We start from the raw sequence: 23006 nt of genomic DNA, 5'->3' as shown, positions 1-23006 counted from the left end.
TGCGTTGGCACTCGGCTTCCAGGCGCCGGGAGGAGCGGATGCGCTGGAAGTAACCGTACAGATAAAGCTTGAGTAGATCCGCTGGATCATAGCCAGGACGTCCAGTCTTGAGTGGTTCGGCCTTGCTGAAACCCAGAGCCTGCAAATCCAGGCGGGCGACATAGGCCTCGATCACCCGTACCAGGTGATCCTCCGGCACCAGCTCCTCCAATGTGGGAGGAAACAGGCTGCTTTGCTGACGACCTTCGCCCTGGATGTAGCCCATAAACGACAATGCCCCCATCGAATGATGGAGGCATTGTCTTCAGCTTGCTCTCCGACTGCTAGGTTTTCACACAGTCTGAATCGCGGGGCTCGGTATTTCTGGCTGGCAGGTTACTTCTTCAGCCCGTAGCTCTCGTCGAGCATGCCAGGGCCGTCGCTTTTCGGCGCATAGTCCTTGGGCATCTCGTGGTTCTTCGGTGGAGTCAGGCGCTCGCGCTTTTCGCCGGCTTCTGTGCTGTTCAGGGTGGCCAGCAGGCGCTGACGGGTCAGCTCGTCCAGGGCCAGGCGGTTGGCTCCGTCGGACAGGTGCTCCTGCACGTCCTGGTAGCTCTGGGTGAGTTTCTTCACCAGGCTGGCGGTGGTGTTGAAGTGGGTCACCACTTCGTTCTGGTAGGCCTCGAAGCGTGCCTGCATTTCATCCATCTGCCGCTGCGTACGGCCCGGTGCAGCATTGGGGGCCAGGCGGGCGAGCAGAAAGCCCACGGCGATGCCGACCACCAGGGTCAGGGCGGGTATCAACCAGGCTGTAACGGTCTGTTCCACGAGTCCTTCCTCTCAAAACGGCTTTGCTTTACGTTAGCGGCTCGAACCTGCGCTGTATACGTTTACCTCGCAGGCAGTTTGCTAGACGAGTCGACCCGTTGCGGGGTCACGGAGTTCAGTGTTGCTCAGTCGCGAAACCCCTCTTTTCATTCAAGGCCCGGTGGGTCAACTCGAAGCCCTTCTGCTGGAAGTACCGGACGCCCGAGGCGTGGCGCTGGTCTGTCATCCCAACCCGGTACAGGGCGGCACCATGCTCAACAAGGTGGTGAGCACCTTGCAGCGCACCGCGCGTGACTGTGGATATCACACATTGCGTTTCAATTATCGCGGTGTTGGCGCCAGTGCCGGCAGCCACGACATGGGTACCGGCGAAGTGGACGACGCCGAAGCGGTGGCCGCTTGGCTCAAGGAAGAGTACCCGAATCTGCCCATCACCTTGCTGGGCTTTTCTTTCGGCGGTTTCGTCGCCGCGGCGCTGGGTGCGCGCCTGGAAGCGCAGGGGCAGGTACCGAGCAAGCTGTTCATGGTGGCGCCGGCGGTGCATCGTCTGACTGCCGAGACGCCGCCGGCCAGCCAGTGCCCGCTGGTGGTGATCCAGCCCGATGCCGACGAAGTGGTTGAGCCACAGGCCGTATATGACTGGTCGGCCAATCTCGGGCGTGCCCATGAGCTGCTGAAAGTGGCAGAATGCGGTCACTTTTTTCACGGCAAGCTGACGGATCTGAAGGATCTTCTTCTGCCGCGTTTATAAAACCGTCATTCCTGCGTAGGCGGGAACCCAGAGGGCCGCAGCACCCAGGCTCCCGCCTTCGCGGGAGTGACGGCAAATGAAGGCCTGCCACGTCATTGCAGCAAGACAAGCGAATTACTATGACCACCCGTATCCTTACCGGTATCACCACCACCGGCACACCGCACCTGGGCAACTACGCTGGTGCTATCCGCCCGGCCATCGTTGCCAGCCGCGACCCGCAGATGGACTCTTTCTACTTCCTCGCCGACTACCACGCGCTGATCAAGTGCGATGATCCGGCGCGCATTCAGCGCTCGCGCCTGGAAATCGCAGCCACCTGGCTGGCGCTGGGCCTGGATACCGACAAGGCGACCTTCTACCGCCAGTCCGACATCCCCGAGATTCCCGAACTGTGCTGGCTGCTCACCTGCGTTGCCGGCAAGGGCCTGCTCAACCGTGCCCACGCCTACAAGGCTTCGGTGGACAAGAACGTCGAACAGGGCGAAGACCCGGATGCCGGCGTGACCATGGGCCTGTTCAGCTACCCGGTGCTGATGGCGGCAGACATCCTGATGTTCAATGCGCAGAAGGTGCCGGTCGGTCGTGATCAGATCCAGCACGTGGAGATGGCGCGTGATATCGGTCAGCGCTTCAACCATCTGTTCGGCAAGGGCAAGGATCTGTTCGTCCTGCCCGAGGTGGTGATCGAGGAGGAAGTGGCGACTCTGCCAGGCCTCGACGGGCGCAAGATGAGCAAGAGCTACGACAACACCATCCCGCTGTTCGGCACTGCCAAGCAGCTCAAGGACGCCGTGGCGCGCATCGTCACCGACTCCAGGTTGCCGGGTGAGCCCAAGGATGCCGAGGGTTCGCACCTGTTCACCCTGTACCAGGCCTTCGCCAGCCATGCGCAGCAGGCCGAATTCCGGGCCGAGCTGGAAGGCGGTCTGGCCTGGGGCGAGGCGAAGAATCGCCTGTACCAGCTGCTCGAAGACACCCTGGGCGAGGCGCGCGAGCGCTACAACGCGCTGATCGCCAAGCCGGCCGATCTGGAGGACATTCTCCTTGCTGGTGCAGCCAAGGCGCGCAAGATCGCCACGCCGTTCCTCGGCGAGTTGCGCGAGGCCGTGGGCCTGCGCTCGTTCCGTGAGCAGGTGCAGGTTGCTACTGGCGAGAAGAAGAAATCCGCCAAGAGCGCACGCTTCGTCAGCTTCCGCGATGAAGACGGCAGCTTCCGCTTCCGTCTGCTGGATGCCGATGGTGAACAACTGCTGCTGTCGAAATCCTTCGCCGATGGCAAGTCGGCCGGCATGGTCAACAAGCGCCTGCAATCCGGCGAGCCGCTGGATGTGCGCGCTGAAGGCCGGGTGTTCTCGGTCTGGGTCGACGGTGAAAGCGTGGCGAGCAGCCCAGAGTTCGCCGATGGCCAGGCGCTGGAAGATGCCATCGTCCGTCTGCGTGAGGCGCTGGCGCCGCAGGAATGAAGAGGCTTTTGCTCCCCTCTCCCGGTTCCGGGGGGGCTGGGGGGAGGGTTGTCCGGTGCGCCGCGTCGTCGGCCTGCCCTCTCCCATAAATGGGAGAGGGAGTGTGCCTAGCTTGCACCGATTGCCAATCAACGGGGGCGTCGCTAAAGTGACGCCCCCGTTTTTACTTGCCCGGCTAACGAATCATGACCCCCTTAGAGCGTTATCAGGCCGATCTCAAGCGGCCCGACTTCTTCCATGATGCGGCCCAGGAAAATGCCGTCCGCCATCTGCAGCGTCTGTACGACGATCTGATCGCGCGCGACCAGAGCAAATCCGGGCTGATGGGCAAGCTGTTCGGCAAGAAGCCGCAGGGGCCGGTCAAGGGCCTGTATTTCTGGGGTGGTGTCGGGCGCGGCAAGACCTACCTGGTCGATACCTTCTTCGATGCGCTGCCGTTCGAGCAGAAGATGCGCACTCACTTCCACCGCTTCATGAAGCGTGTGCATGAGGAAATGAAGACCCTCAAGGGCGAAAAGAACCCGCTGACCATCATCGGCAAGCGTTTCGCCGACGAGGCGCGGGTGATCTGCTTCGACGAGTTCTTCGTCAGCGATATCACCGATGCCATGATTCTTGCCACGCTGATGGAAGAGCTGTTCAAGAACGGTGTTTCTCTGGTGGCCACTTCCAACATCGTGCCGGACGGCCTGTACAAGGACGGCCTGCAACGCGCGCGCTTCCTGCCGGCCATCGCCCTGCTCAAGGAACACACCGATATCGTCAACGTCGACAGCGGCGTCGACTATCGCCTGCGCGCGCTGGAGCAGGCCGAGCTGTTCCACTTCCCGCTTGGGCAGGCAGCTGAAGACAGCCTGCGCAAGAGCTTCCAGAGCCTGCTGCCGGACTGCACCCATATGGTGGAGAACGAGGCGCTGATGATCGAGAACCGCGCGATTCACGCCGTGCGGGTGTGCGAGGACGTGGCCTGGTTCGAGTTTCGCGAGCTCTGCGATGGCCCGCGCAGCCAGAACGACTACATCGAGCTGGGCAAGATCTTCCATGCGGTGATCCTGGCCAACGTCGAGCAGATGAGCGTGGCCAAGGACGACATGGCGCGGCGCTTCATCAACCTGGTGGACGAGTTCTACGACCGTAACGTCAAGCTGATCATCTCCGCCGAGGTGGAACTCAAGGACCTCTACACCGGCGGCCGCCTGAGCTTCGAGTTCCAGCGCACGCTGAGCCGCTTGCTGGAAATGCAGTCGCACGAGTTCCTCAGCCGTCCGCACCGCCCCTGAGCGAAACCGCCCACCCCGTTCGGGGTGGGCATGGCTTGATCACTGTGGCAACCAGCTCCGCCCTACCTCCAGCGTCTGCGCACCGTGCTGGACGATCAGTTCACCGCCATAGGTGACGATCAGCAGTGCCACGATCATCACCGTCATCGGCAGGATCCAGCGCTCATAGCGGTAGTAGAAACCCTTGTCGCGCACCTCTTCATTGGCGGCGGCGATTTCCGCCTCGCCCACCACCTGTCTGGCCAGCAGGTGGTTCAGCGCCACGGGCGGTGACAGGTAGGCCAGTTCCATGGCCGTCAGAGCGATCATCCAGAAATGCACCGGGTGAATGCCGTTGGCATAGGCGATCGGCGCAATGGTGGCCGATACCAAGATCACCACGCCAAAGGCGTCCATCACCATGCCGATCAGGAACAGCACGACCATCAACGCGGTCAGTGCCAGCCAGATGCTCTGGAAGTCCTGCGGGATCAGTTCCATGAGACCGGAGCGTTCGATCACTCCGCCAGTGGATACCGACAAGGCCATCAACAGGGTCAGCGCACCGATATGGCCAACGGTGTCGTAAGTGGCGGCGCCCACGGCCTGGCTGAAGTTGCGCTGACTGTTGCCCTGATCGTTCTCGAGGGGGCGGGCGCTTGGAGCTTCTACCAGTGATTCGCCGCGCAGCTTGTCGAAGATCAGGACCACCAGCAGGATGACCGGCAGCATCACCGGTGCGGTGAACTCGTTCAGGCGGGTGTCGAGCAGGTAGCTGTAGATCCAGACCACCACGATGGCGATGAGAATGTAGGGTGCCACCGGCACCACAGCGCGGGCCATGGCGGGTATGGCGTCACGTGGGTGGGCGATGTTGATTGGCTGCTGGCGCAGCACCTGCGAGGCGATGAAGAACAGCGACGAGGTCAGGACGAAAACGGCGATCCCCCAGTTGTACAGTTCGGCCGTGGTCACCTGCTTGTTCAGTGCTGCGACCACCACGATCAGCAGGCAGGGGCGCAGTACCACGCCGAGCGAACCGGACATCGCCGAGACGGCCAGGGCGAACTGACGACGGCCCCCAGAGAGCAGCACTTCGCGGTAGATGATGGCCCCGGCGGCGATGACGAAGATGCCCGAGGCGCCCGTGTAGGCGGTCGGCACGGCGGCGCCGATCAGCAGGATCCAGGTCAGCAGTTCCGGCGACAGACGCCAGGGGCGAACCAGGTCGAGGAAGCGGTCGACCACGTTGGTCTGCTTGAGCAGCATACCGGCCCAGATGAACAGGGCCAGGTTGAGGAAGATGCCCGACAGCTCGACGAGCTGGCCCAGGTAGATGGCGATGCCGCCATAGTGCCCCTGCAGCGAGAACGAGGTGAAGGAGCTGATCGCCATGATGGCGTAGAGCGGTGTGGAGAGCAGTGCCAGCCCCAGGTTGCCGCCAGGTTTGGCGTCTGCCGGTGGTTTCAGCAGGTGGTAGGCGCTGATCAGGCACAGACAGCTGAACAGCGCGATCCACAAGCCATTGAGATAGGGCCTGCTCAGTGGCAGGTCGGCGTTGAGCAGGGTATGCAGGTAATGGCTGCAGGAAAACACCAGCAAGGCGTTGGCGATGACCATGCCAGCAGCCGAGACGCGATGATCGAGCCGGGTCTTGGCGGGGCGCAGCGAGATGTGATGACGGCGCAGGGTGGTGGTGACGCCGGCGATGCTTATGAGCAGCAACAGGAGCAGGGCGCGGTTGTCGGTGCCGAAGCGGAAGATGCCGAAGAACGAGGTCTCCAGGCTGCGGAACAGTTTCAGTTCAGGCGTCATGTGCGCGACGACGGCCGCGTGCAACGTATGCCGCTGCGCGCAGAGTTGAGCGGCACGCTCCAGGGCGCTGCGCTGCGCTTGCGGATCGACCTCGGCAACATCGAACAGGTCGTCGATATCGCTGCTGGCCTGGGCCGGTTGCCTGGCCAGCAACGCATCGATGTCGGGGGCGGGGTCGCAGGTCGGTGTGACCGGGTCGGCGCGCAGCATGAAGTACTGCACGCCGGCAGCCGGGTCACCGAACAGACGCTCGCCCACGCGCAGAAGTTGGCCATGCAGCATTTCTCCGGTGCCGATGACCAGGGTGAGGGTCAGCAGAAGGAAGACCGGCAGGGTGGCAAGCCATCGGCCAAACAGAGGGCGTCTGAACGTCTGGGCTGGTGCGGGCTGATCATCGCTGGTCATGGTCGAGGCAATAGGCATGGCAGGCTCTAAGGTCAAGGCGGAGTACGGTGCGTGCACGCCCCGTTTCATTATTGTCATTCGAGGTTCTGGGCGCACTCGGCATCGGCTGAGTCGATCTGGCAGCGCACGCGTTTCATCACCGCCATCATGCGTTTGTCATAGATGCCTTCCTCGGTCAGCGAAATTCGCGCCTCACGTAGCATCACGGTGTACTTCTCCATGTCCTCGGGCGGAATGTCGATCCAGTAGTGACCGTCGATCTCGCTTTCCGATTGAGTGATGATGTCCATGGCGCGGCTGTACTGGCTGAGGGCGAACTCGCGTGATTGCTGGCCGAAGCCTTCGGGGAATCGCTCAGGACGGATGACCAGTTGATAGGTCAGTTGCAGCACTGGGAAGCGCGCCACGCCGCCGCGTTCACCCATGCCCTTCTGCAGTTCCAGCGGTTTGTAGGCTGCCGCTGGCGCGCCGACCACATCCACCGAGCCGTTATTGAATTTGCCGGCGAAGTTGGTGACATCGGAGGCGACTGGCTGTGCGCCGATGCGTTGCACCATCTTCGCCTGTGCATTGTCGTAGTCCATGATCGCGAACTTCTTGCCCGACAGTTTGCTGATGTTGTCGATGGTGCGGTCGTTGACGAACAGGTAGGCCGCGCCCATGGGCACGATGCCCGCCACTTCGTAGGGGCCGCTGGTCATGAACTTGCTGGCCTTGGGCGAGCTCAGGGTGGTGATCACCGTTTCCAGCGCCTGGTAGCTGGGCAGGGCGCCCAGTGCTTCCAGGCTGCCGGTGAAACCGTTGAACTGACGGGCGCGTAAGCCCATGATCATCACGCCATCGCATTGCCCGGCCTTGAAGTCTTCTGCGGCGATTTTCTCGTCGGTGTAGGGCTTGAGTTCGAGGCTGGCGCCGAAATTGTTGGCAGCCAGTTGGTAGTCCTTCATCAGGCTGTAGATGTCGCCCTGGGCGCCAAGGATGTCGAACACGCAGATACTCTGGGCGAAGGCCTGGGGGGCGGCGCCCAGTGCCAGGCAGAGCAGAGCGGGGGCGGCGAGGTTGGAACACTTCATGGCGGATACTCCGGGTCATGCCGCTGATGCGGACAGGCTTGTGACGAGCTGACTAGAGCAGGTCGTCGATCTCGATGCCGGTATCGACCGGCTGCTGCTTCTCATCCCAGAAACGCAGCAGGCCACCGATTGGCGTGCGTGTACCGGCATTGGTCGTCCAGTAGCGATCGGCATTGTTCATGACGGTGCTGCTGCTGATGGCATCGACTTGGGCATACGACTCGTTGAGCGTGAAGCTGCTGTTCGCCGCCTGGGTCGAGCCGAAGGCCCTCAGCGCACTGCGCAGGTGCTGCTCATCGTTCTTCGCCGTGGCGGAGATCACATAGAGGGCGTGGGCCAGGCGTACGCCGCGACGCTCACCAATCTGTCGCGACTGCTCGAGCACCTGCCAGGGATTGTGCCCCTCACCGCTGCCCGGCAGCATGTTCCAGACCAGGGCGCGCGCCGCCATCGGGGCACCCCACCACTTCTCGTTGTCCAGGCAGGTCATGGCGCGCTCGGTCTTGGCCGCGATGTCCTTGGGCACGCCGACGGCGTTCTGCGAGTTGATGTCGTTCTGAATGGCTTGCAGGCCCTGGATCAGGCCCAGCAGGTAGATCAGTTCGTCGATGTCCTGGTCGAAAGTCGGGCAGCTGTCGCCTATGCGGATGTCGAAGCGCTGCTCGTAGTAGTTGGCGAAGTTCCGGTACGACTGGTATTGGCGTCGTGCTGCCAGCTCGGCATAGCGCTTCTGGGTGATGCGTGCATCCTGTGCCTCTTCGACCTGCTTGCTGCGTGAGGCGCGCAGGTAGCGCAGCTCCTGCTCGAAGGCGGTCTGCTCGGCACAGGTAGCGGCGGTGAGGTAGAGCAGGGTCAGCAACTGCTGGTTGTCGGCACCCATGCCGCTGGTGGACTGGATGAGGGGGGCGACGGACGCGCCGGAATAACAGGCCATGTCGGCGTCATGGCTTTCGAGCATGGGGCCGACCAGGTTGTTTTCCATGAAACGCAGCGATTGGTTGGCGCCGAAGCGTTTGATCGGGGTGCAGGCTGTCAGTAGCACCAGCGATGCAATGGCGCAAAGGCGCAGCGCACGAGAGATTCTCATGGCGTTCTCCATCGTTATTGTTGTTGTAGAGGCGCATCCAGCGCACGGTCTTGCGTGTCTGCCGCGCGTAGGCGGGCCGACCACGTAAGCACTCTACTGGCAGCGGGTTGGGCTGATACCCAATCTTCTGGTGGGTGTGGCGGGTTGGTAGACAGATCGTCTAGTGCAAGGCGTTACCGAATCGCCGCAGGCGCGGCGAACGGCGACTGCGCGATTTCACTGGGGCTGCTGCTGGAACTGGCGGCGGTAGTGGTTGGGGGACAACCCCGTGTGCTGGCGGAACAGGCGTGCGAAGAAGCTGGCATCGTCGTAGCCGATCTCATAGCTGACGGTCTTGATGCTCTTGCGGGTGGAGGACAGCAGGCTCTTGGCGGTTTCGATGCGCAGGCGCTGCAGGTAGTGCAGAGGCTTGTCGCCGGTGGCGCTCTGGAAGCGACGCATGAAATTGCGGATGCTCATGCCGTGCTCGCGGGCCACGTCCTCGAAACGGAACTTGTCGGCATAGTGCTCCTCCAGCCAATGCTGGATCTGCAGCACGGTGACGTCCTGGTGCAGTTTCTGCCCGCCGAAGCCGATGCGCCCCGGCGTATAGCTGCGCTGTACCTCGTAGAGGATGTCGCGTGCCACGCCCTGGGCCACGCCGGCGCCGCAATAACGCTCGATCAGATAGATATAGAGGTCGCAGGCCGAAGTGACGCCGCCTGCGCAGTACAGATTGTCGGCATCGGACAGGTGCTTGTCCTGATTGAGCAACACCTTGGGGAAGCGCTCGGCAAACTCGCGGAAGAAGCGCCAGTAAGTGGTCGCCTCCTTGCCGTCGAGCAGTCCCGCTTCGGCCATCCAGAACACCCCGCTGGCTTCGCCGCAGATCGCCGTACCGCTGGCATGTTGGCGTTTGAGCCAGTCCAGCACCTGTGGATAACGACGACTGAGGGCGTCGAAATCGTCCCAGAAGGCGGGCAGGATGATCACGTCGCAGCTGTCCAGACCGCCGTCTACCGGCACCTTGACCTTGCTGAAGCTGTTCACGGGCAGTCCATCCGGGCTGACCAGATGGATGTCGAACGGTGGCTCAAAGCCCAGGCCCTGCTGCTTGGCATAGCGAATGCCAGCCATGTGGAAGAAGTCCTTGGCTTGCATCAGGGTGGAGGCGAACACGCCGTCGGTGGCGAGAATGCTGACACGGCGCAACGCCGTGCGCGGCTCTGGAATAACCATAAGTATTTATTCTTGTTCAAGGCTAAGTGGTCATGCAGCGGCTGGATCGTCTTATTTTTTGGCGCTTGTGTCCAGTGCGACCAAGCGTTTGCTTGGCTAAAGTCGAGGCCATGCTTTTCCTCCCGCCTCAGACACAGGTAGCGCCATGATTCCCAGAACTCTATTCAGCTCCGACCATGAACTGTTTCGTGACAGCGTGCGCAAGTTTCTCGAGCAGGAAGCCGTGCCTTATCACCATCAGTGGGAAAAGGACGGGCATATCGACCGTGCGCTATGGAACAAGGCAGGCGAGGCGGGAATGTTGTGTTCGCATATCCCTGAAGAATATGGCGGCATGGCGGCCGACTTTCTCTACAGTACCGTGGTGATCGAAGAGATCGGGCGCCTGGGGCTGACCGGCATCGGTTTCTCGCTGCATTCGGACATCGTCGCGCCCTACATCCTGCATTACGGCAGCGAGGCGCAGAAGCAGCACTACCTGCCCAAGCTGGTCAGCGGTGAAATGGTCACGGCCATTGCCATGACCGAGCCGGGCGCGGGCTCCGATCTGCAGGGCGTGAAGACCACCGCCGTGCTCGATGGCGACGAATACGTCATCAACGGCTCGAAGACCTTCATCACCAATGGCTGGCTGGCCGATCTGGTGATCGTGGTGGCCAAGACCGATCCCAAGGCGGGTGCCAAGGGCACCAGCCTGTTCCTGGTAGAAGCCAGCACGCCGGGCTTCTCCAAGGGCAAGCGCCTGGAGAAAGTGGGCATGAAGGCGCAGGACACCTCCGAGCTGTTCTTCCAGGATGTGCGCGTGCCCAAGGAGAATCTGCTGGGGCAGCCGGGCATGGGCTTCGCTTACCTCATGCAGGAGCTGCCGCAGGAGCGCCTGACCGTTGGCATCGGCGCTCTGGCTTCGGCGGAGGCCGCGCTGCAGTGGACGCTGGATTACACCCGTGAGCGCAAGGCGTTCGGCAAGGCCGTGGCGGACTTCCAGAACACCCGCTTCAAGCTCGCCGAGATGGCGACGGAGATTCAGGTCGGTCGGGTGTTCATCGACCGTTGTCTGGAGCTGCACCTGCAAGGCAAGCTCGATGTGCCGACGGCGGCGATGCTCAAGTACTGGACCACCGATTTGCAGTGCAAGGTGCTCGACGAGTGCGTGCAGCTGCACGGCGGCTACGGCTACATGTGGGAATATCCGGTGGCGCGCGCCTGGGCCGATGCGCGGGTGCAGCGCATCTACGCCGGTACCAACGAGATCATGAAGGAGATCATTTCCCGCTCGCTGGTGTAATTCGCGGGGCGAACTCAGACGTCGTCCTGCGGCTCCAAGGCAGAAATGTCTGGAGAGCTTCATGACCCGATTGAGCGATCTGGCTGCATCCCCGTTCGCGGACTGGGATGGCAGCCCGGCGGCTGCCCGTGAGTTGCAGACGCAACTGGCCCGGCAAGTACGAATGGAAGACGATCATCCGCCGCTACATCACCTGGCGGGCGTGGATGTCGGGTTCGAGGAGGGCGGCGCCATCACTCGCGCTGCCGCGGTGCTATTGGACGCCGATACTCTGGAACCGCTGGCCGAATGCGTGGTGCGCATCCCCACCAGCATGCCCTACGTGCCAGGGCTGCTGTCCTTTCGCGAACTGCCGGCCTTGCTTCGAGCATTGGCTGGCCTGCCAGACGAACCTGATCTGATCTTCGTCGACGGCCATGGCATCGCCCACCCGCGCGGCCTGGGCATCGCCGCGCATTTGGGTGTGGTCAGCGGCTTGCCGACCATTGGTGTGGCCAAGAAGATTCTCACGGGGCATCACGCCGAGCTGGCCGAGGCGCGTGGTGCTTGTGTCGAGCTGCTGAGCAGTAGGGGCGAGCAGATCGGTTGGGTGTTGCGCAGCAAGGACCGCGTACGGCCGCTGATCGTCTCGCCGGGCAATCGGGTCAGCCTAGAGCGAGCGCCCGAACTGGTGATGTCCTGCGTCAGGCGTCACCGTTTGCCCGAGCCGACCCGCCTGGCTGATCGCCTGGCTTCGCGACGCGATGCCAGGCGTGATCAGCCTTCTCTCTTTTAAGGTGCGGGGTTGGGTTGCGCCTTGTGGATCGCTTCGATAGCCGCGAGCACTTCCTCGGAGAGCTTCAGCTCGGCGCTGGCCAGGTTGCTGTCCAGTTGCGCCAGGCTGGTGGCGCCGATGATGTTGCTGGTCACGAAGGGCTGCGCGGTGACGAAGGCCAGGGCCATCTGCGCAGGGTCCAGGCCGTGCTCGCGGGCCAGAGCCACGTAGCGTGAGCAGGCCGCTTCCGACTGCGGGTTGGTGTAGCGGGCGAAGCGGCTGAACAGGCTGATGCGTGCGCCAGCCGGACGGGCACCACCTTCGTATTTGCCGCTGAGCATGCCGAAGGCCAGCGGCGAGTAGGCCAGCAGGCCGCACTGCTCGCGAATCGCCACTTCCGCCAGACCCACTTCGAAGCTGCGGTTGAGCAGGTTGTAAGGGTTCTGGATCGACACTGCGCGCGGCCAGCCACGGCTTTCGGCCAACTGCAGGAATTTCATGGTGCCCCACGGGGTTTCGTTGGACAGGCCGATATGGCGGATCTTGCCGGCCTTGACCTGCTCGTCGAGCACTTCCAGGGTTTCTTCCAGCGGCGTGAACTCAACGTCCTTGTGCTTGTAGTCGAGCTGGCCGAAGAAGTTGGTCGGGCGCTCCGGCCAGTGCAGTTGGTACAGGTCGATCCAGTCGGTTTGCAGGCGCTTGAGGCTGGCATCCAGGGCGGCGACCATGTGCTGGCGATTGAATTTCAGCTGGCCGTCGCGGATGTGGCTGATGCCGTTGCCGGGGCCGGCGATCTTGCTGGCCAGAATCCAGTCGGCGCGGTCGCCGCGCTGCTTGAAATAGCTGCCGATGATCTGCTCGGTCTTGCTGTAGGTTTCGGCGCGCGGCGGCACCGGGTACATCTCGGCGGTATCGATGAAGTTGATGCCGCTGGCCTTGGCTCGTTCGATCTGAGCATGGCCTTCGCTCTCGCTGTTCTGCTCGCCCCAGGTCATGGTGCCCAGGCACAGTGCGCTGACATCGAGATCGGTTCGGCCCAGCTTGCGGTATTCCATGGAGTACTCCCTTGGCAAAAGAGTCATACAAGCAGGTTGAAATTTTTTTCGCAATCAGGATAATCCGGCACCTCTTTCTGCGGTGGAAGTGATGCGCCGCCTGCCGAAGAATCTTGCCGTATTGTGGACGCGCTGACCCGAGCCCCCGATAGCGTCCGTATGCGGCTGCCTTTGACTTGTCAAAGTACGCACTATCCAGTAAGATCCGCCGTCTATTTTTGCTGGGCGGCCCCTGAGGCTATAAAGAATGAAAACTTTTACTGCTAAACCGGAAACAGTAAAACGCGACTGGTTCGTCGTTGATGCTGCTGGCAAGACCCTGGGTCGTCTGGCCACCGAAATCGCGAGCCGTCTGCGTGGCAAGCACAAGCCTGAGTACACCCCGCACGTTGATACCGGCGACTACATCGTCGTGATCAATGCCGAGCAGGTGCGTGTAACTGGTGCCAAAGCCAGCGACAAGAAGTACTACTCCCACTCCGGTTTCCCGGGCGGCATCAAAGAGATCAACTTCGAGAAGCTGATCGCTCGTGCTCCTGAGCGCGTGATCGAGACTGCGGTCAAAGGCATGCTGCCGAAGAATCCGCTGGGTCGCGACATGTACCGTAAGCTGAAGGTGTACAAGGGTGCAGTTCACCCGCACACCGCTCAGCAGCCCCAAGAACTGAAGATTTAACGGAATAGTTCATTATGTCGGCGACTCAAAACTACGGCACTGGCCGTCGCAAGACCGCAACCGCGCGCGTTTTCCTGCGTCCGGGTACTGGTAACATCTCGATCAATAATCGCACCTTGGATACCTTCTTCGGTCGCGAAACCGCTCGCATGGTCGTGCGTCAGCCGCTGGAGCTGACCGAGACTGTCGAGAAGTTCGACATCTTCGTCACCGTTGCTGGTGGTGGTGTCAGTGGTCAAGCTGGTGCCATCCGTCACGGCATCACCCGCGCTCTGATCGAGTACGACGAAACCCTGCGCAGCCCGCTGCGTAAAGCTGGTTACGTTACTCGCGACGCCCGTGAAGTCGAGCGTAAGAAAGTCGGTCTGCGTAAAGCGCGTAAGCGTCCGCAGTACTCGAAGCGTTAATCGCGACTACGCTTCCAAAAGCGCCCAGTTTCCTCACGGAGCTGGGCGTTTTTTATGGGCGTGGCAAAGTGCTGCGACAACGTGCCGCAGACGCGCAAGCCGCACGCGTCAAGGCTTTCGCCAGTCTCTTCGGGGGTAATTACCTTGTCAGAAAAGGGGCTTTTCTTTACCATTTGGCGAATTTTTTGCGCGGCCCGATTTTTACTTAGTAGAGGCCTGAACAACAGGCCACAAAGCTGATGGGAGACGACTGAATGAGCAATGACGGCGTGAATGCAGGCCGGCGTCGCTTCCTGGTTGCAGCCACCTCCGTGGTGGGTGCAGCAGGAGCGGTAGGTGCTGCGACTCCGTTCGTGGGGTCATGGTTCCCCAGTGCCAAGGCCAAGGCGGCCGGTGCACCGGTGAAGGTGAACGTCAGCAAGATCGAGGCAGGTCAGCAGATGGTTGCTGAGTGGCGCGGTCAGCCGGTGTTCATCGTGCGCCGTACCGAGGAGATCCTGGCCAATCTGACCAAGATCGAAGGCAGCGTCGCCGATCCTGAGTCCGCTGCCTCCGTGCAGCCGGAGTACGTGGACAAGAAAACCCGCTCGATCAAACCAGAGCTGCTGATTCTGGTAGGCCTGTGCACCCACCTGGGTTGTGCGCCGTCCTTCCGCCCGGAAGTAGCCCCGGCAGACTTGGGCCCGGACTGGGTGGGTGGTTATTTCTGCCCTTGCCACGGTTCGCGTTACGACCTCGCCGGTCGCGTGTACAAGGCACAGCCTGCACCGCTGAACCTGCCAGTGCCGCCGCACACCTACGAAACGGATGATGTGATCATCATCGGTGTGGACCAGGAGAACGCGTGATGAGCAAATTCATGGAATGGGTGGATGCGCGCTTCCCCGCCACCAAGATGTGGGAAGACCATCTCTCCAAGTACTACGCCCCGAAGAACTTCAACTTCTTCTATTTCTTCGGCTCGCTGGCTCTGCTGGTGCTGGTCAACCAGATCGTTACCGGTATCTGGCTGACCATGAGCTTCGAACCTTCGGCTGAAGGCGCGTTCGCCTCCGTCGAATACATCATGCGTGACGTCGAGTACGGCTGGATCCTGCGCTACCTGCACTCCACTGGTGCCTCGGCGTTCTTCGTGGTGGTCTACCTGCACATGTTCCGCGGTCTGCTCTACGGCTCCTACCAGAAGCCGCGCGAGCTGGTGTGGATCTTCGGCATGCTGATCTACCTGGTGCTGATGGCCGAAGCCTTCATGGGCTACCTGCTGCCCTGGGGCCAGATGTCCTACTGGGGCGCCCAGGTAATCATCTCGCTGTTCGGTGCCATTCCGGTGATCGGCGACGACCTGACCCAGTGGATCCGTGGTGACTACCTGATCTCCGGCATCACCCTGAACCGCTTCTTCGCCCTGCACGTGATCGCACTGCCGATCGTTCTGCTTGGCCTGGTTGTGCTGCACATCCTGGCGTTGCACGAAGTCGGTTCGAACAACCCGGACGGCGTCGACATCAAGAAGCACAAGGACGAGAACGGTGTGCCGCTCGATGGCATCGCCTTCCACCCTTACTACACCGTGAAAGATATCGTCGGCGTAGTGGTGTTCCTGTTCGTGTTCTGCTTCGTGGTGTTCTTCTTCCCGGAGATGGGCGGTTACTTCCTCGAGAAGCCGAACTTCGAAGCGGCGAACCCGTTCAAGACGCCTGAGCACATCGCCCCGGTTTGGTACTTCACGCCGTTCTACGCGATTCTGCGTGCGGTGCCGGACAAGCTGCTCGGCGTAATCGCCATGGGTGCAGCCATCGCCGTTCTGTTCGTGCTGCCCTGGCTCGACCGTAGCCCGGTCAAATCCATGCGCTACAAGGGGTGGATGAGCAAGATCTGGCTGGTGGTGTTCTGCATCTCCTTCGTCATCCTGGGTGTGCTGGGTGTATTGGCACCGACCCCAGGTCGTACCCTGCTGTCGCAGGTGTGCACCTTCCTGTACTTCGCGTACTTCATCCTGATGCCGTTCTACACCAGGATGGAGAAGACCAAACCGGTTCCGGAAAGGGTGACTGGCTGATGAAAAAGCTCTTCGCTGCATTTGTTTTCGCTGCGCTGCCGGCTCTGGCCATGGGCGCTTCCAGCAACTACCCGCTGGACAAGGTCGATATCGATCTGGCCGACAAGGCTGCCATGCAGGACGGCGCGCGTACCTTCGCCAACTACTGCATGGGCTGCCACTCGGCTCAGTACCAGCGTTACGAGCGTGTTGCCGACGACCTCGGCATCCCGCACGAAATCATGCTGGACAACCTGGTGTTCAACGACGCCAAGATCGGTGACCACATGAAGATCGGCATGAAGCCGGATGATGCCAAGGCCTGGTTCGGTGCAGCGCCGCCTGATCTGACTTTGGTCGCTCGTGTGCGTGGCAACGACTGGCTGTACACCTACCTGCGCACCTTCTACGCAGATCCGAGCCGTCCGCTGGGCGCCAACAACAAGGTGTTCCCGAACGTGGGTATGCCCAATGTGCTGGTCAGCCTGCAGGGCAATCAGGTGATCGGCTGCAAGCAGGTTCAGGTCGTCACTGATGGCAAGAAGCAGTTCGACCCGCTGACTGGCGCGCCGATCACTCACGAAGCCTGCGATCAGCTGACCGTAGAGCCGAATACCGGCAAGCTGAGCGAGGCCGAGTTCGACGAGAAGATCAAGAACCTGGTGACCTTCCTGGCTTACTCGGCCAACCCGGTCAAGCTGAAGTCCCAGCGCATCGGCACCTATGTGCTGTTGTACCTGGCGTTCTTCTTCGTGTTCGCCTACCTGCTCAAGCGTGAGTACTGGAAGGACGTGCATTAAGCCGTTGCAGTTCTCTGCATACACCTGCGCGCCCTTATGGGCGCGCAGGTTTTTGTGCTCTGCCATTCCAGGTGGCCACCTTGCGGTGTTGTCACGTGCAACTTCAAGAATTGCCTTGGGCAATTCTTCGTGTTTCTGCAAAATCAAAAAAAGCGAGGAGGATCGCCATGGCGGTGACCAATAGGTTGACCTGCTACTCCGACCCCGCCGACCACTATTCCCATCGCGTGCGTCTGGTGCTCGCCGAGAAAGGTGTCAGCGTCGAGATCATCGATGTCGAGCAGGGCCGTTGTCCGCCCAAGCTTGCCGAGGTCAATCCCTACGGCAGTGTGCCAACGCTGGTCGATCGTGACCTGGCGCTGTACGAATCGTCCGTGGTGATGGAGTATCTGGACGAGCGTTACCCGCATCCACCATTGCTGCCGGTCTATCCGGTTGCTCGCGCCAACAGTCGTCTGCTGATACACCGTATCCAGCGTGACTGGTGCGTGCTGGTCGACCGTATTCTCGACAAGCGCAGCAAGGAGGCCGAGCGCCAACTGGCGCGCAAGGAGCTGCGCGAGAGCCTGACCGGCGTCTCGCCGCTGTTCGCGGACAAGGCATTCTTCCTCAGCGACGAGCTGAGTCTGGTGGATTGCTGCCTGCTGCCCATTCTCTGGCGGTTGCCGGTTCTGGGTATCGAGTTGCCGCGTCCGGCCAAGCCGCTGCTCGACTATATGGAGCGTCAGTTCGTCCGTGAGGCCTTTCAGGCCAGTCTTTCTGCTGCCGAGCGCGCGATGCGCTGAGAAGGAGGAAACCATGAATTCCAGTCGTCCCTATCTGGTTCGCGCCCTCTACGAATGGATCGTCGATAACGATTGCACGCCACATTTGCTGGTCAGTGCCGAGTATCCGGGCGTGCAGGTGCCACCAGGCTTCGCCAGCGATGGTCAGATCGTGCTCAATGCCTCGCCCAGTGCTGTGCGACACCTGCATATGGACAATCAGGCGGTGAGCTTCGAAGGGCGCTTCGGTGGCGTCGCGCACAGCCTGCACATTCCGGTCGCGGCGATCCTGGCGATCTACGCGCGGGAGAACGGTCAAGGTATGGTCTTCGATATGGAGCCGTCGGTTGCGGGTGGTCCGGAAGAGCCAGAGCCGGATGATGATGGGCCGTCCGGCGGCGAGCCATCGCGTCCCAGTGGCCGGCCAAGTCTGAAAGTGGTCAAGTGAGCAATGAAAAGGGCGCCCATGGGCGCCCTTGTCGTTTCTGCGTTCGAATCAGTTGGTATATTCGAACAGGCGCACAACCCGCTGCACCCCCGATACGCTCTGTACCACGCGGGTAGCGGCGTTGGCTTCTTCGCGGGTGACCAGGCCGAGCAGGTAGACGATGCCGTTCTCGGTCACGACCTTGACCCGTGCACTCGGTACGCTGCTGTCAGCCAGCATTTGCGTCTTGATCTTGGTGGTCAGCAGCGAATCGTTGCTGCGTGCCAGCAGGGATGCCGGTTGCTGTACCTGCAACTCGTTGTAGACCTTCTTCACTCCTTGTACGCCACGGGCGGTCTGAGCGGCGCGATCCTTGAGCTCGCTGCGCGGGGTTTGTCCGGCGAGCAGCACCACGCCGTTATAGCTGGTAACCACGATGCGCGAGGTCGGGCTGGACAGGTCGGCGTGTGCATTGCTGATGCGCGATGCGACTTCCGGGCCCAGGAACTGGTCATCGATCTTGTTGCCGATGCTGCGGCTGCCACAGCCTGCCAGGGTCAGGGTAACGGCCAGGGCGGCCAGAATCAGGGCGGAACGCTTCATTCTTCACTCCCAAACAATTGACTGTCGATCAGGTCGCAGAGGCAGTGGATAGTCAGCAGATGGACTTCCTGAATGCGTGCGGTGACTTTGGCTGGAACGCGGATTTCGACGTCTTCCGGCAGCAGCAGTGAGGCCATGCCGCCGCCGTCGCGGCCGGTGAGGGCGACGACGGTCATCTCACGATCATGTGCAGCTTGAATGGCCTGGATGACATTCGCGGAGTTGCCGCTGGTGGAAATCGCCAACAGTACATCGCCCGGTTGGCCGAGTGCGCGGATCTGCTTGGAGAAGATCTCGTTGTAGCTGTAGTCGTTGGCGATGGAGGTGATGGTCGAGCTGTCGGTGGTCAGCGCGATGGCCGGCAGGCTGGGGCGCTCGCGCTCGAAACGGTTGAGCAGCTCGGAGGAGAAATGCTGCGCATCACCGGCGGAGCCGCCGTTGCCGCAGGAAAGGATCTTGCCCTCGTTGAGCAGGGCCTGGACCATCACCAGGCTGGCGTGCTCAATGTATGGAGTCAGAACCTCCATGGCCTGCTGCTTGGTGTCAATGCTGGCTTGGAAGAGCTGGCGGATTCGGGATTGCATGTCCATCGGTTAAACCTTGAATTTACGGCCGTCAGGCATCGAAGGCGTTCTTGATCCAGTCGAGGCGAGTGGCACCGTCGGTACTGATGGCGACCACGTCGAAGCGGCAGGGGTAGCGGGCCCAGCGTGACTGTTGCTGAAGGAAGAGTTCTGCGGCGATGACCAACTTGCCACGCTTGCGCGCATCGATGCTTTCCAGGGCGCCGCCCCAGGCACTGTGGCGACGGGCGCGGACCTCGACGAATACTACTGTATCGCCGTCGAGCATGACCAGATCGAGCTCGCCACGCCGACAGCTCCAGTTCTGTTCGATCAGGCGCAGGCCGTTACGTTCCAGATGCTGACGAGCCGCCTGTTCGGCGGCTCGCCCCAGATCGTTGTGTGCACTCAATTGATGCTGTCAGGAAGGCGCTGAACCTGGCCACCACGGAACTCGGCCCAGGGCAGTTGGCGCTCGATGCGCTGCGTGGCATTGAGGCTGAGGCTGCCCGACAGGCCGTCGATGCGCGAGTCAGGCAGGGCCTTGAGCTGGCCCAGGCGTGGCGCCAGGCGGTAGGCGTCGACTCCCATGGCATACAGACGGCCGAGGCTGCCGCCGGCCTGCGGCCACTGATTGCTGACTTCCTGGCGCAATGGCGCGTGGGCGTCGAGTAGCCAGGGCGTTTCGCAGAAGCGGATGCCTTCCAGGTCCTGGTACTGGGCCTGGCTATGGGCACCGGTGAACAGATGCGAGGTGGCGTAGACCGGCACGTCGCCGGCGTACTGGAAGGCCAGGGTCGGTTTGATCTGCTGAGCCTGTTGCGGGGTGGCCGCAAGGAAGATGAAGTCGATGTCCTGACGGCGCGCCGGTTGGGCATCCAGGCTGGTGCCCAGGGTGTTCTGCAGGCGGCGCGCGCGCGCTTCGCTTTCGCGCAGCTGGAACAGGTCGGCGATCTGCCGGGCCAGTTCCACCGGCTGGTCGACATGTTCGGCGGCGATCAGGGTGCCGCCCTGGGCCTGCCAGCTCTGGCGGAAGGCATCCAGTACGCGGTCGCCCCAGTCGCCGCGCGGCACCAGGGCCACGGCGCGGCGCATGCCGTCATTCCAGGCGCGGCGAGCCACTTCGCGGGCTTCGTCCTCGGCGGCCAGGCCGAACTGGAACAGTTGCGCCGGGCCTTCCTGACCTGCGTCGCTGTAATTCAGGGCGAGGGTGGTGATTGGCAGTTGCTCGCGGTCGCTGAGTTGCTTGACCAGTGGTTTTTCCAGCGGACCGACCACCAGTTGTACGCCATCGGCTTGTGCCTGTTGGTAGAAGGCATCCAGCGAGCCAATCCGGGAGCTGTCGTAGAGCTTGATTTCCGGTGGGTTCTGCCCGGCCTGCTGAGCTTCGTAATGAGCGGCGAGGAAGCCGTCACGCAGGGCGCGGGCGACACTGGCCAGCTGGCCTTCCTGGGGGAGCAGCAGGGCGACGCGGGTCAGCGGCTGGCTGGCCAGTTCGCGCAGTTTTCTCAGTGCTTCGGGCAACTGCTCGGCGGCCGGGTGTTGCGGATTCTGTGCGACCCACTGGTCGATGGCTGCTTGTTGCTGTTCGAGGGTGGCACCGCTTTTGGTCACTCGCGCCAATTCCAGCCAGCCGGCCAGGTCGCTGTCGGCGCCGGCAGAGGTTTGCGGCGGCAGGCTGGAGACCAGCTCCCAGATGTTCTCGTGGTTGTCGGTCGCGACCTGGCCGCTCAGCAGCGGTGCGATGAATACGCGTTCGCGGGCGGCGGCCAGGGTCTGGCCGTCGGCCTCCAGGGCGCGCGCGCGGACCAGTTGGGTGCGAATCTGCTGCTCGACCGGCAGCTCAGCCAAGCGCTCGAGACTAGGGTGCTGCAACGCGTTCAGCGCGCTCTTGGGTTGCTTGCGGGCCATGGCCAGCTCGGCCTTGAGGGTGCTGGCGAAGATCTGTTGCGCGGGTTGCAGGCTGGCAATGTCGATCTGCTCGAGAATGCGGGTGGCGCGGGCTACATCGTTCTGCTGATAGCTCTGGTCGGCAGCGGACAGGCGCAGCAGGGCAGCCTGTTCCGGCTTGCTCTCGTCAGCTTGCTGGAGCATCTGCTCGATGCTGGCTTGTGGCGTGCGTGGCAGCTGGCCCAGGTTGTTGGAGGGCGAGCTGGCGCAGGCGGCGAGCAGGCCGGCCAGGAAAAGAGCAGAAAGAGGGCGCAGGCTAGCGATCATCGGGTCATCCTGATACTTGAGCAAAACGAGCGGCGATTGTACCCAAGGGGCGACATCCGTGCGATGCCGCTGGGGCGGAACCGGCTAGAATGAGCGCTCTTTCAATTAACGAGGTGTTTCCAGTGAGTCAGCCCGCCGTCTCAAGCGTCCAGCCAGGCAGCCTGTATGTGGTCGCCACGCCCATTGGCAATCTGGATGACATCAGCGCGCGGGCGTTGCGGATCTTGCGCGAGGTGGCGCTGATCGCCGCTGAAGACACCAGGCATTCGGTGCGCCTGCTGCAGCATTTTGGAATCGAGACGCCGCTGGCTGCCTGTCACGAACACAATGAGCGCGATCAGGGCGGGCGCTTTCTGGCGCGCCTTCAGGCCGGTGAGGATGTTGCGCTGATTTCCGATGCGGGCACGCCGCTGATTTCCGACCCGGGTTACCACCTGGTGCGCCAGGCGCGCGCTGCAGGGATTGCGGTGGTGCCGGTGCCGGGCGCCTGCGCGCTGATCGCCGCGCTGTCGGCAGCTGGTCTACCCTCGGATCGCTTCATCTTCGAAGGTTTTCTGCCGGCCAAGGCGGTGGGACGCCGTGCGCGTCTGGAGCAGGTGCGCGAAGAGCCACGCACGCTGATCTTCTATGAGGCGCCACACCGTATTCTCGAGTGCTTGCAGGACATGCGAGATGTGTTTGGCGGTGATCGCCCTTCATTGCTGGCGCGTGAGCTGACCAAGACCTTCGAGACTCTGCAGGGGTTGCCGCTGGCCGAACTGTGCGAATGGGTGGGCGCAGACAGCAATCAGCAGCGCGGCGAGTGCGTGGTGCTGGTGGCAGGCTGGCAGGCGCCGGAAGGCGAGGACGCAGTCAGTGCCGAAGCCCTGCGTGTGCTCGATCTGTTGATGGCGGAAATGCCGCTCAAGCGCGCAGCGGCGCTGGCGGCGGAGATTACCGGGGTGCGCAAGAATCTGCTCTATCAGGTCGCTCTGGAGCGTAAGGCTTGATTCACCCGCTATCAGTCTGGCTTGCAGCTTGCCATCACGCCCGGTACCCTTGCCGGCGGAGAGTCGATCGGACAGTCGCTGCCTTCGCAAGAAGGGGGAGGAAAGTCCGGGCTCCATAGGGCGGAGTGCCAGGTAACGCCTGGGAGGCGTGAGCCTACGGAAAGTGCCACAGAAAATAACCGCCTAAGCGTTTCGGCGCCGGTAAGGGTGAAAAGGTGCGGTAAGAGCGCACCGCACGGCTGGCAACAGTCCGTGGCTAGGTAAACCCCACTCGGAGCAAGACCAAATAGGGTTCCATCGGCGTGGCCCGCGCTGGAACCGGGTAGGTTGCTAAAGGCGTGCAGTGATGTACGCCGTAGAGGAATGACTGTCCTCGACAGAACCCGGCTTACAGATCGACTCTCCTCCTTCCTTTCTCGCGTTGTGCTTCTATCTCCCTCCTGTCTGATACCGAAAAATTCTTACTCTTAACAAATTACTTTAAGTTCGAATTTCAGCTGGCTGGAATGGTTGAGATTTGTCTGTCAAAAGCCGGTTCCGGCATCCC

At 61.9% G+C, this 23006-nt stretch carries 24 protein-coding genes and 1 other RNA gene; 14 read left to right on the top strand and 11 right to left on the bottom strand.

Annotated elements, in window-relative coordinates:
• A partial coding sequence (locus BM186_RS03200; protein ID WP_139227999.1) for a transposase occupies nucleotides 1–265 on the bottom strand: 265 nt, incomplete at its 3' end.
• Between the two features lie 110 nt (nucleotides 266–375).
• Nucleotides 376–807, bottom strand: a complete 432-nt coding sequence (locus tag BM186_RS03195) for a Z-ring associated ZapG family protein (RefSeq protein WP_003459282.1) — start codon at nucleotides 805–807, stop codon at nucleotides 376–378.
• Between the two features lie 121 nt (nucleotides 808–928).
• On the opposite strand from BM186_RS03195, the gene BM186_RS03190 reads away from it, so the two are divergent.
• The 3 genes from BM186_RS03190 (at nucleotide 929) to zapE (ending at nucleotide 4304) form a co-directional block, all read left to right on the top strand.
• Nucleotides 929–1558, top strand: a complete 630-nt coding sequence (locus BM186_RS03190; protein ID WP_072423058.1) for an alpha/beta hydrolase — start codon at nucleotides 929–931, stop codon at nucleotides 1556–1558.
• Between the two features lie 119 nt (nucleotides 1559–1677).
• Complete coding sequence (locus tag BM186_RS03185) at nucleotides 1678–3024, top strand: tryptophan--tRNA ligase (protein ID WP_074913504.1); 1347 nt, start codon at nucleotides 1678–1680, stop codon at nucleotides 3022–3024.
• Nucleotides 3025–3209: 185 nt separating this feature from the next.
• Nucleotides 3210–4304 carry a cell division protein ZapE gene (zapE, locus tag BM186_RS03180; protein WP_072423056.1) on the top strand — a complete coding sequence of 365 codons (1095 nt, stop codon included), beginning with the start codon at nucleotides 3210–3212 and terminating at the stop codon, nucleotides 4302–4304.
• A gap of 39 nt (nucleotides 4305–4343) precedes the next feature.
• Here the strand turns inward: zapE and BM186_RS03175 are convergent, their stop codons facing one another.
• From BM186_RS03175 to BM186_RS03160, 4 genes are all read right to left on the bottom strand, one after another.
• On the bottom strand, nucleotides 4344–6521 hold the full coding sequence (locus BM186_RS03175) for a TRAP transporter large permease subunit (RefSeq protein WP_074913503.1): 2178 nt from the start codon (nucleotides 6519–6521) through the stop codon (nucleotides 4344–4346).
• 56 nt (nucleotides 6522–6577) lie between these two features.
• Nucleotides 6578–7576, bottom strand: coding sequence for a putative solute-binding protein (locus BM186_RS03170; RefSeq protein WP_074913502.1), 999 nt, complete (start codon nucleotides 7574–7576; stop codon nucleotides 6578–6580).
• Nucleotides 7577–7628: 52 nt separating this feature from the next.
• On the bottom strand, nucleotides 7629–8663 hold the full coding sequence (locus BM186_RS03165) for a hypothetical protein (RefSeq protein WP_083431557.1): 1035 nt from the start codon (nucleotides 8661–8663) through the stop codon (nucleotides 7629–7631).
• Nucleotides 8664–8879: 216 nt separating this feature from the next.
• Nucleotides 8880–9881: a GlxA family transcriptional regulator gene (locus BM186_RS03160; RefSeq protein ID WP_017678947.1), complete on the bottom strand. Its 1002-nt coding sequence runs from the start codon at nucleotides 9879–9881 to the stop codon at nucleotides 8880–8882.
• 145 nt (nucleotides 9882–10026) lie between these two features.
• Between BM186_RS03160 and BM186_RS03155 the strand changes: the two genes are divergently transcribed.
• Both BM186_RS03155 and nfi read left to right on the top strand, forming a co-directional pair.
• Nucleotides 10027–11166 (top strand): acyl-CoA dehydrogenase family protein, encoded by a 1140-nt coding sequence (locus BM186_RS03155; RefSeq protein WP_017678948.1) that lies wholly within the window; start codon nucleotides 10027–10029, stop codon nucleotides 11164–11166.
• 61 nt (nucleotides 11167–11227) lie between these two features.
• Nucleotides 11228–11941, top strand: a complete 714-nt coding sequence (gene nfi / locus BM186_RS03150; RefSeq protein WP_074913501.1) for a deoxyribonuclease V — start codon at nucleotides 11228–11230, stop codon at nucleotides 11939–11941.
• Here the strand turns inward: nfi and BM186_RS03145 are convergent.
• Entirely contained in the window at nucleotides 11938–12975 is a 1038-nt protein-coding gene (locus BM186_RS03145) for an NADP(H)-dependent aldo-keto reductase (protein WP_074913500.1), read from the bottom strand. The genes nfi and BM186_RS03145 overlap by 4 nt on opposite strands.
• A gap of 247 nt (nucleotides 12976–13222) precedes the next feature.
• Between BM186_RS03145 and rplM the strand changes: the two genes are divergently transcribed.
• The 7 genes from rplM (at nucleotide 13223) to BM186_RS03110 (ending at nucleotide 18108) form a co-directional block, all read left to right on the top strand.
• The gene (gene rplM / locus BM186_RS03140; protein WP_017678951.1) at nucleotides 13223–13651 is read left to right on the top strand and encodes a 50S ribosomal protein L13; all 429 of its coding nucleotides are present in this window, start codon (nucleotides 13223–13225) and stop codon (nucleotides 13649–13651) included.
• A gap of 14 nt (nucleotides 13652–13665) precedes the next feature.
• Nucleotides 13666–14058: a 30S ribosomal protein S9 gene (gene rpsI, locus BM186_RS03135; protein ID WP_003459292.1), complete on the top strand. Its 393-nt coding sequence runs from the start codon at nucleotides 13666–13668 to the stop codon at nucleotides 14056–14058.
• Between the two features lie 254 nt (nucleotides 14059–14312).
• Nucleotides 14313–14906: a ubiquinol-cytochrome c reductase iron-sulfur subunit gene (gene petA, locus BM186_RS03130; protein WP_021488093.1), complete on the top strand. Its 594-nt coding sequence runs from the start codon at nucleotides 14313–14315 to the stop codon at nucleotides 14904–14906.
• Complete coding sequence (locus BM186_RS03125) at nucleotides 14906–16117, top strand: cytochrome b (protein WP_072423049.1); 1212 nt, start codon at nucleotides 14906–14908, stop codon at nucleotides 16115–16117. The genes petA and BM186_RS03125 overlap by 1 nt, the downstream gene beginning before the upstream one ends.
• On the top strand, nucleotides 16117–16896 hold the full coding sequence (locus BM186_RS03120; RefSeq protein ID WP_072423048.1) for a cytochrome c1: 780 nt from the start codon (nucleotides 16117–16119) through the stop codon (nucleotides 16894–16896). Before BM186_RS03125 ends, BM186_RS03120 begins: the two co-directional genes overlap by 1 nt.
• Nucleotides 16897–17063: 167 nt before the next feature.
• Complete coding sequence (locus tag BM186_RS03115) at nucleotides 17064–17681, top strand: glutathione S-transferase N-terminal domain-containing protein (protein ID WP_072423047.1); 618 nt, start codon at nucleotides 17064–17066, stop codon at nucleotides 17679–17681.
• Between the two features lie 13 nt (nucleotides 17682–17694).
• Nucleotides 17695–18108 (top strand): ClpXP protease specificity-enhancing factor, encoded by a 414-nt coding sequence (locus tag BM186_RS03110; RefSeq protein WP_074913499.1) that lies wholly within the window; start codon nucleotides 17695–17697, stop codon nucleotides 18106–18108.
• Nucleotides 18109–18156: 48 nt separating this feature from the next.
• On the opposite strand, the gene BM186_RS03105 is transcribed toward BM186_RS03110, so the two are convergent.
• Genes BM186_RS03105 through BM186_RS03090 form a run of 4 tightly spaced genes read right to left on the bottom strand, consistent with a single transcriptional unit; the run spans nucleotide 18157 to nucleotide 21470 of the window.
• Complete coding sequence (locus tag BM186_RS03105) at nucleotides 18157–18690, bottom strand: BON domain-containing protein (protein WP_072423045.1); 534 nt, start codon at nucleotides 18688–18690, stop codon at nucleotides 18157–18159.
• Nucleotides 18687–19280 (bottom strand): phosphoheptose isomerase, encoded by a 594-nt coding sequence (locus BM186_RS03100; protein WP_017678957.1) that lies wholly within the window; start codon nucleotides 19278–19280, stop codon nucleotides 18687–18689. The genes BM186_RS03105 and BM186_RS03100 overlap by 4 nt, the downstream gene beginning before the upstream one ends.
• Before the next feature lie 25 nt (nucleotides 19281–19305).
• A complete protein-coding gene (locus tag BM186_RS03095) occupies nucleotides 19306–19665 on the bottom strand; it encodes a YraN family protein (protein ID WP_074913498.1) in 360 nt (119 codons plus the stop codon).
• On the bottom strand, nucleotides 19662–21470 hold the full coding sequence (locus BM186_RS03090) for a penicillin-binding protein activator (RefSeq protein ID WP_074913497.1): 1809 nt from the start codon (nucleotides 21468–21470) through the stop codon (nucleotides 19662–19664). The genes BM186_RS03095 and BM186_RS03090 overlap by 4 nt, the downstream gene beginning before the upstream one ends.
• A gap of 89 nt (nucleotides 21471–21559) precedes the next feature.
• Here BM186_RS03090 and rsmI point away from each other — a divergent pair, with 89 nt between their 5' ends.
• Nucleotides 21560–22459 carry a 16S rRNA (cytidine(1402)-2'-O)-methyltransferase gene (gene rsmI, locus BM186_RS03085; protein ID WP_074913496.1) on the top strand — a complete coding sequence of 300 codons (900 nt, stop codon included), beginning with the start codon at nucleotides 21560–21562 and terminating at the stop codon, nucleotides 22457–22459.
• Nucleotides 22460–22518: 59 nt separating this feature from the next.
• Nucleotides 22519–22866: RNase P RNA component class A (rnpB, locus tag BM186_RS03080), an RNA gene on the top strand.
• The last annotated feature ends 140 nt before the right edge of the window (nucleotides 22867–23006 follow it).

Source organism: Ectopseudomonas toyotomiensis (assembly GCF_900115695.1).
Classification (GTDB): domain Bacteria; phylum Pseudomonadota; class Gammaproteobacteria; order Pseudomonadales; family Pseudomonadaceae; genus Aquipseudomonas; species Aquipseudomonas toyotomiensis.
Note: the sequence above shows the minus strand (reverse complement) of the source record. Positions and strands in the feature narration are given on the sequence as shown.

What these genes read in the sequence shown, in the direction of transcription:
- BM186_RS03170 (WP_074913502.1), bottom strand. Translation starts at nt 7,576, where the DNA reads ATGAAGTGTTCCAACCTCGCCGCCCCCGCTCTGCTCTGCCTGGCACTG.
- BM186_RS03125 (WP_072423049.1), top strand. Translation starts at nt 14,906, where the DNA reads ATGAGCAAATTCATGGAATGGGTGGATGCGCGCTTCCCCGCCACCAAG.
- BM186_RS03100 (WP_017678957.1), bottom strand. Translation starts at nt 19,280, where the DNA reads ATGGACATGCAATCCCGAATCCGCCAGCTCTTCCAAGCCAGCATTGAC.
- BM186_RS03145 (WP_074913500.1), bottom strand. Translation starts at nt 12,975, where the DNA reads ATGGAATACCGCAAGCTGGGCCGAACCGATCTCGATGTCAGCGCACTG.
- BM186_RS03175 (WP_074913503.1), bottom strand. Translation starts at nt 6,521, where the DNA reads ATGCCTATTGCCTCGACCATGACCAGCGATGATCAGCCCGCACCAGCC.
- BM186_RS03105 (WP_072423045.1), bottom strand. Translation starts at nt 18,690, where the DNA reads ATGAAGCGTTCCGCCCTGATTCTGGCCGCCCTGGCCGTTACCCTGACC.
- BM186_RS03160 (WP_017678947.1), bottom strand. Translation starts at nt 9,881, where the DNA reads ATGGTTATTCCAGAGCCGCGCACGGCGTTGCGCCGTGTCAGCATTCTC.
- rplM (WP_017678951.1), top strand. Translation starts at nt 13,223, where the DNA reads ATGAAAACTTTTACTGCTAAACCGGAAACAGTAAAACGCGACTGGTTC.
- BM186_RS03120 (WP_072423048.1), top strand. Translation starts at nt 16,117, where the DNA reads ATGAAAAAGCTCTTCGCTGCATTTGTTTTCGCTGCGCTGCCGGCTCTG.
- petA (WP_021488093.1), top strand. Translation starts at nt 14,313, where the DNA reads ATGAGCAATGACGGCGTGAATGCAGGCCGGCGTCGCTTCCTGGTTGCA.
- rpsI (WP_003459292.1), top strand. Translation starts at nt 13,666, where the DNA reads ATGTCGGCGACTCAAAACTACGGCACTGGCCGTCGCAAGACCGCAACC.
- nfi (WP_074913501.1), top strand. Translation starts at nt 11,228, where the DNA reads ATGACCCGATTGAGCGATCTGGCTGCATCCCCGTTCGCGGACTGGGAT.
- BM186_RS03115 (WP_072423047.1), top strand. Translation starts at nt 17,064, where the DNA reads ATGGCGGTGACCAATAGGTTGACCTGCTACTCCGACCCCGCCGACCAC.
- BM186_RS03165 (WP_083431557.1), bottom strand. Translation starts at nt 8,663, where the DNA reads ATGAGAATCTCTCGTGCGCTGCGCCTTTGCGCCATTGCATCGCTGGTG.
- BM186_RS03110 (WP_074913499.1), top strand. Translation starts at nt 17,695, where the DNA reads ATGAATTCCAGTCGTCCCTATCTGGTTCGCGCCCTCTACGAATGGATC.
- BM186_RS03155 (WP_017678948.1), top strand. Translation starts at nt 10,027, where the DNA reads ATGATTCCCAGAACTCTATTCAGCTCCGACCATGAACTGTTTCGTGAC.
- rsmI (WP_074913496.1), top strand. Translation starts at nt 21,560, where the DNA reads ATGAGCGCTCTTTCAATTAACGAGGTGTTTCCAGTGAGTCAGCCCGCC.
- zapE (WP_072423056.1), top strand. Translation starts at nt 3,210, where the DNA reads ATGACCCCCTTAGAGCGTTATCAGGCCGATCTCAAGCGGCCCGACTTC.
- BM186_RS03090 (WP_074913497.1), bottom strand. Translation starts at nt 21,470, where the DNA reads ATGATCGCTAGCCTGCGCCCTCTTTCTGCTCTTTTCCTGGCCGGCCTG.
- BM186_RS03185 (WP_074913504.1), top strand. Translation starts at nt 1,678, where the DNA reads ATGACCACCCGTATCCTTACCGGTATCACCACCACCGGCACACCGCAC.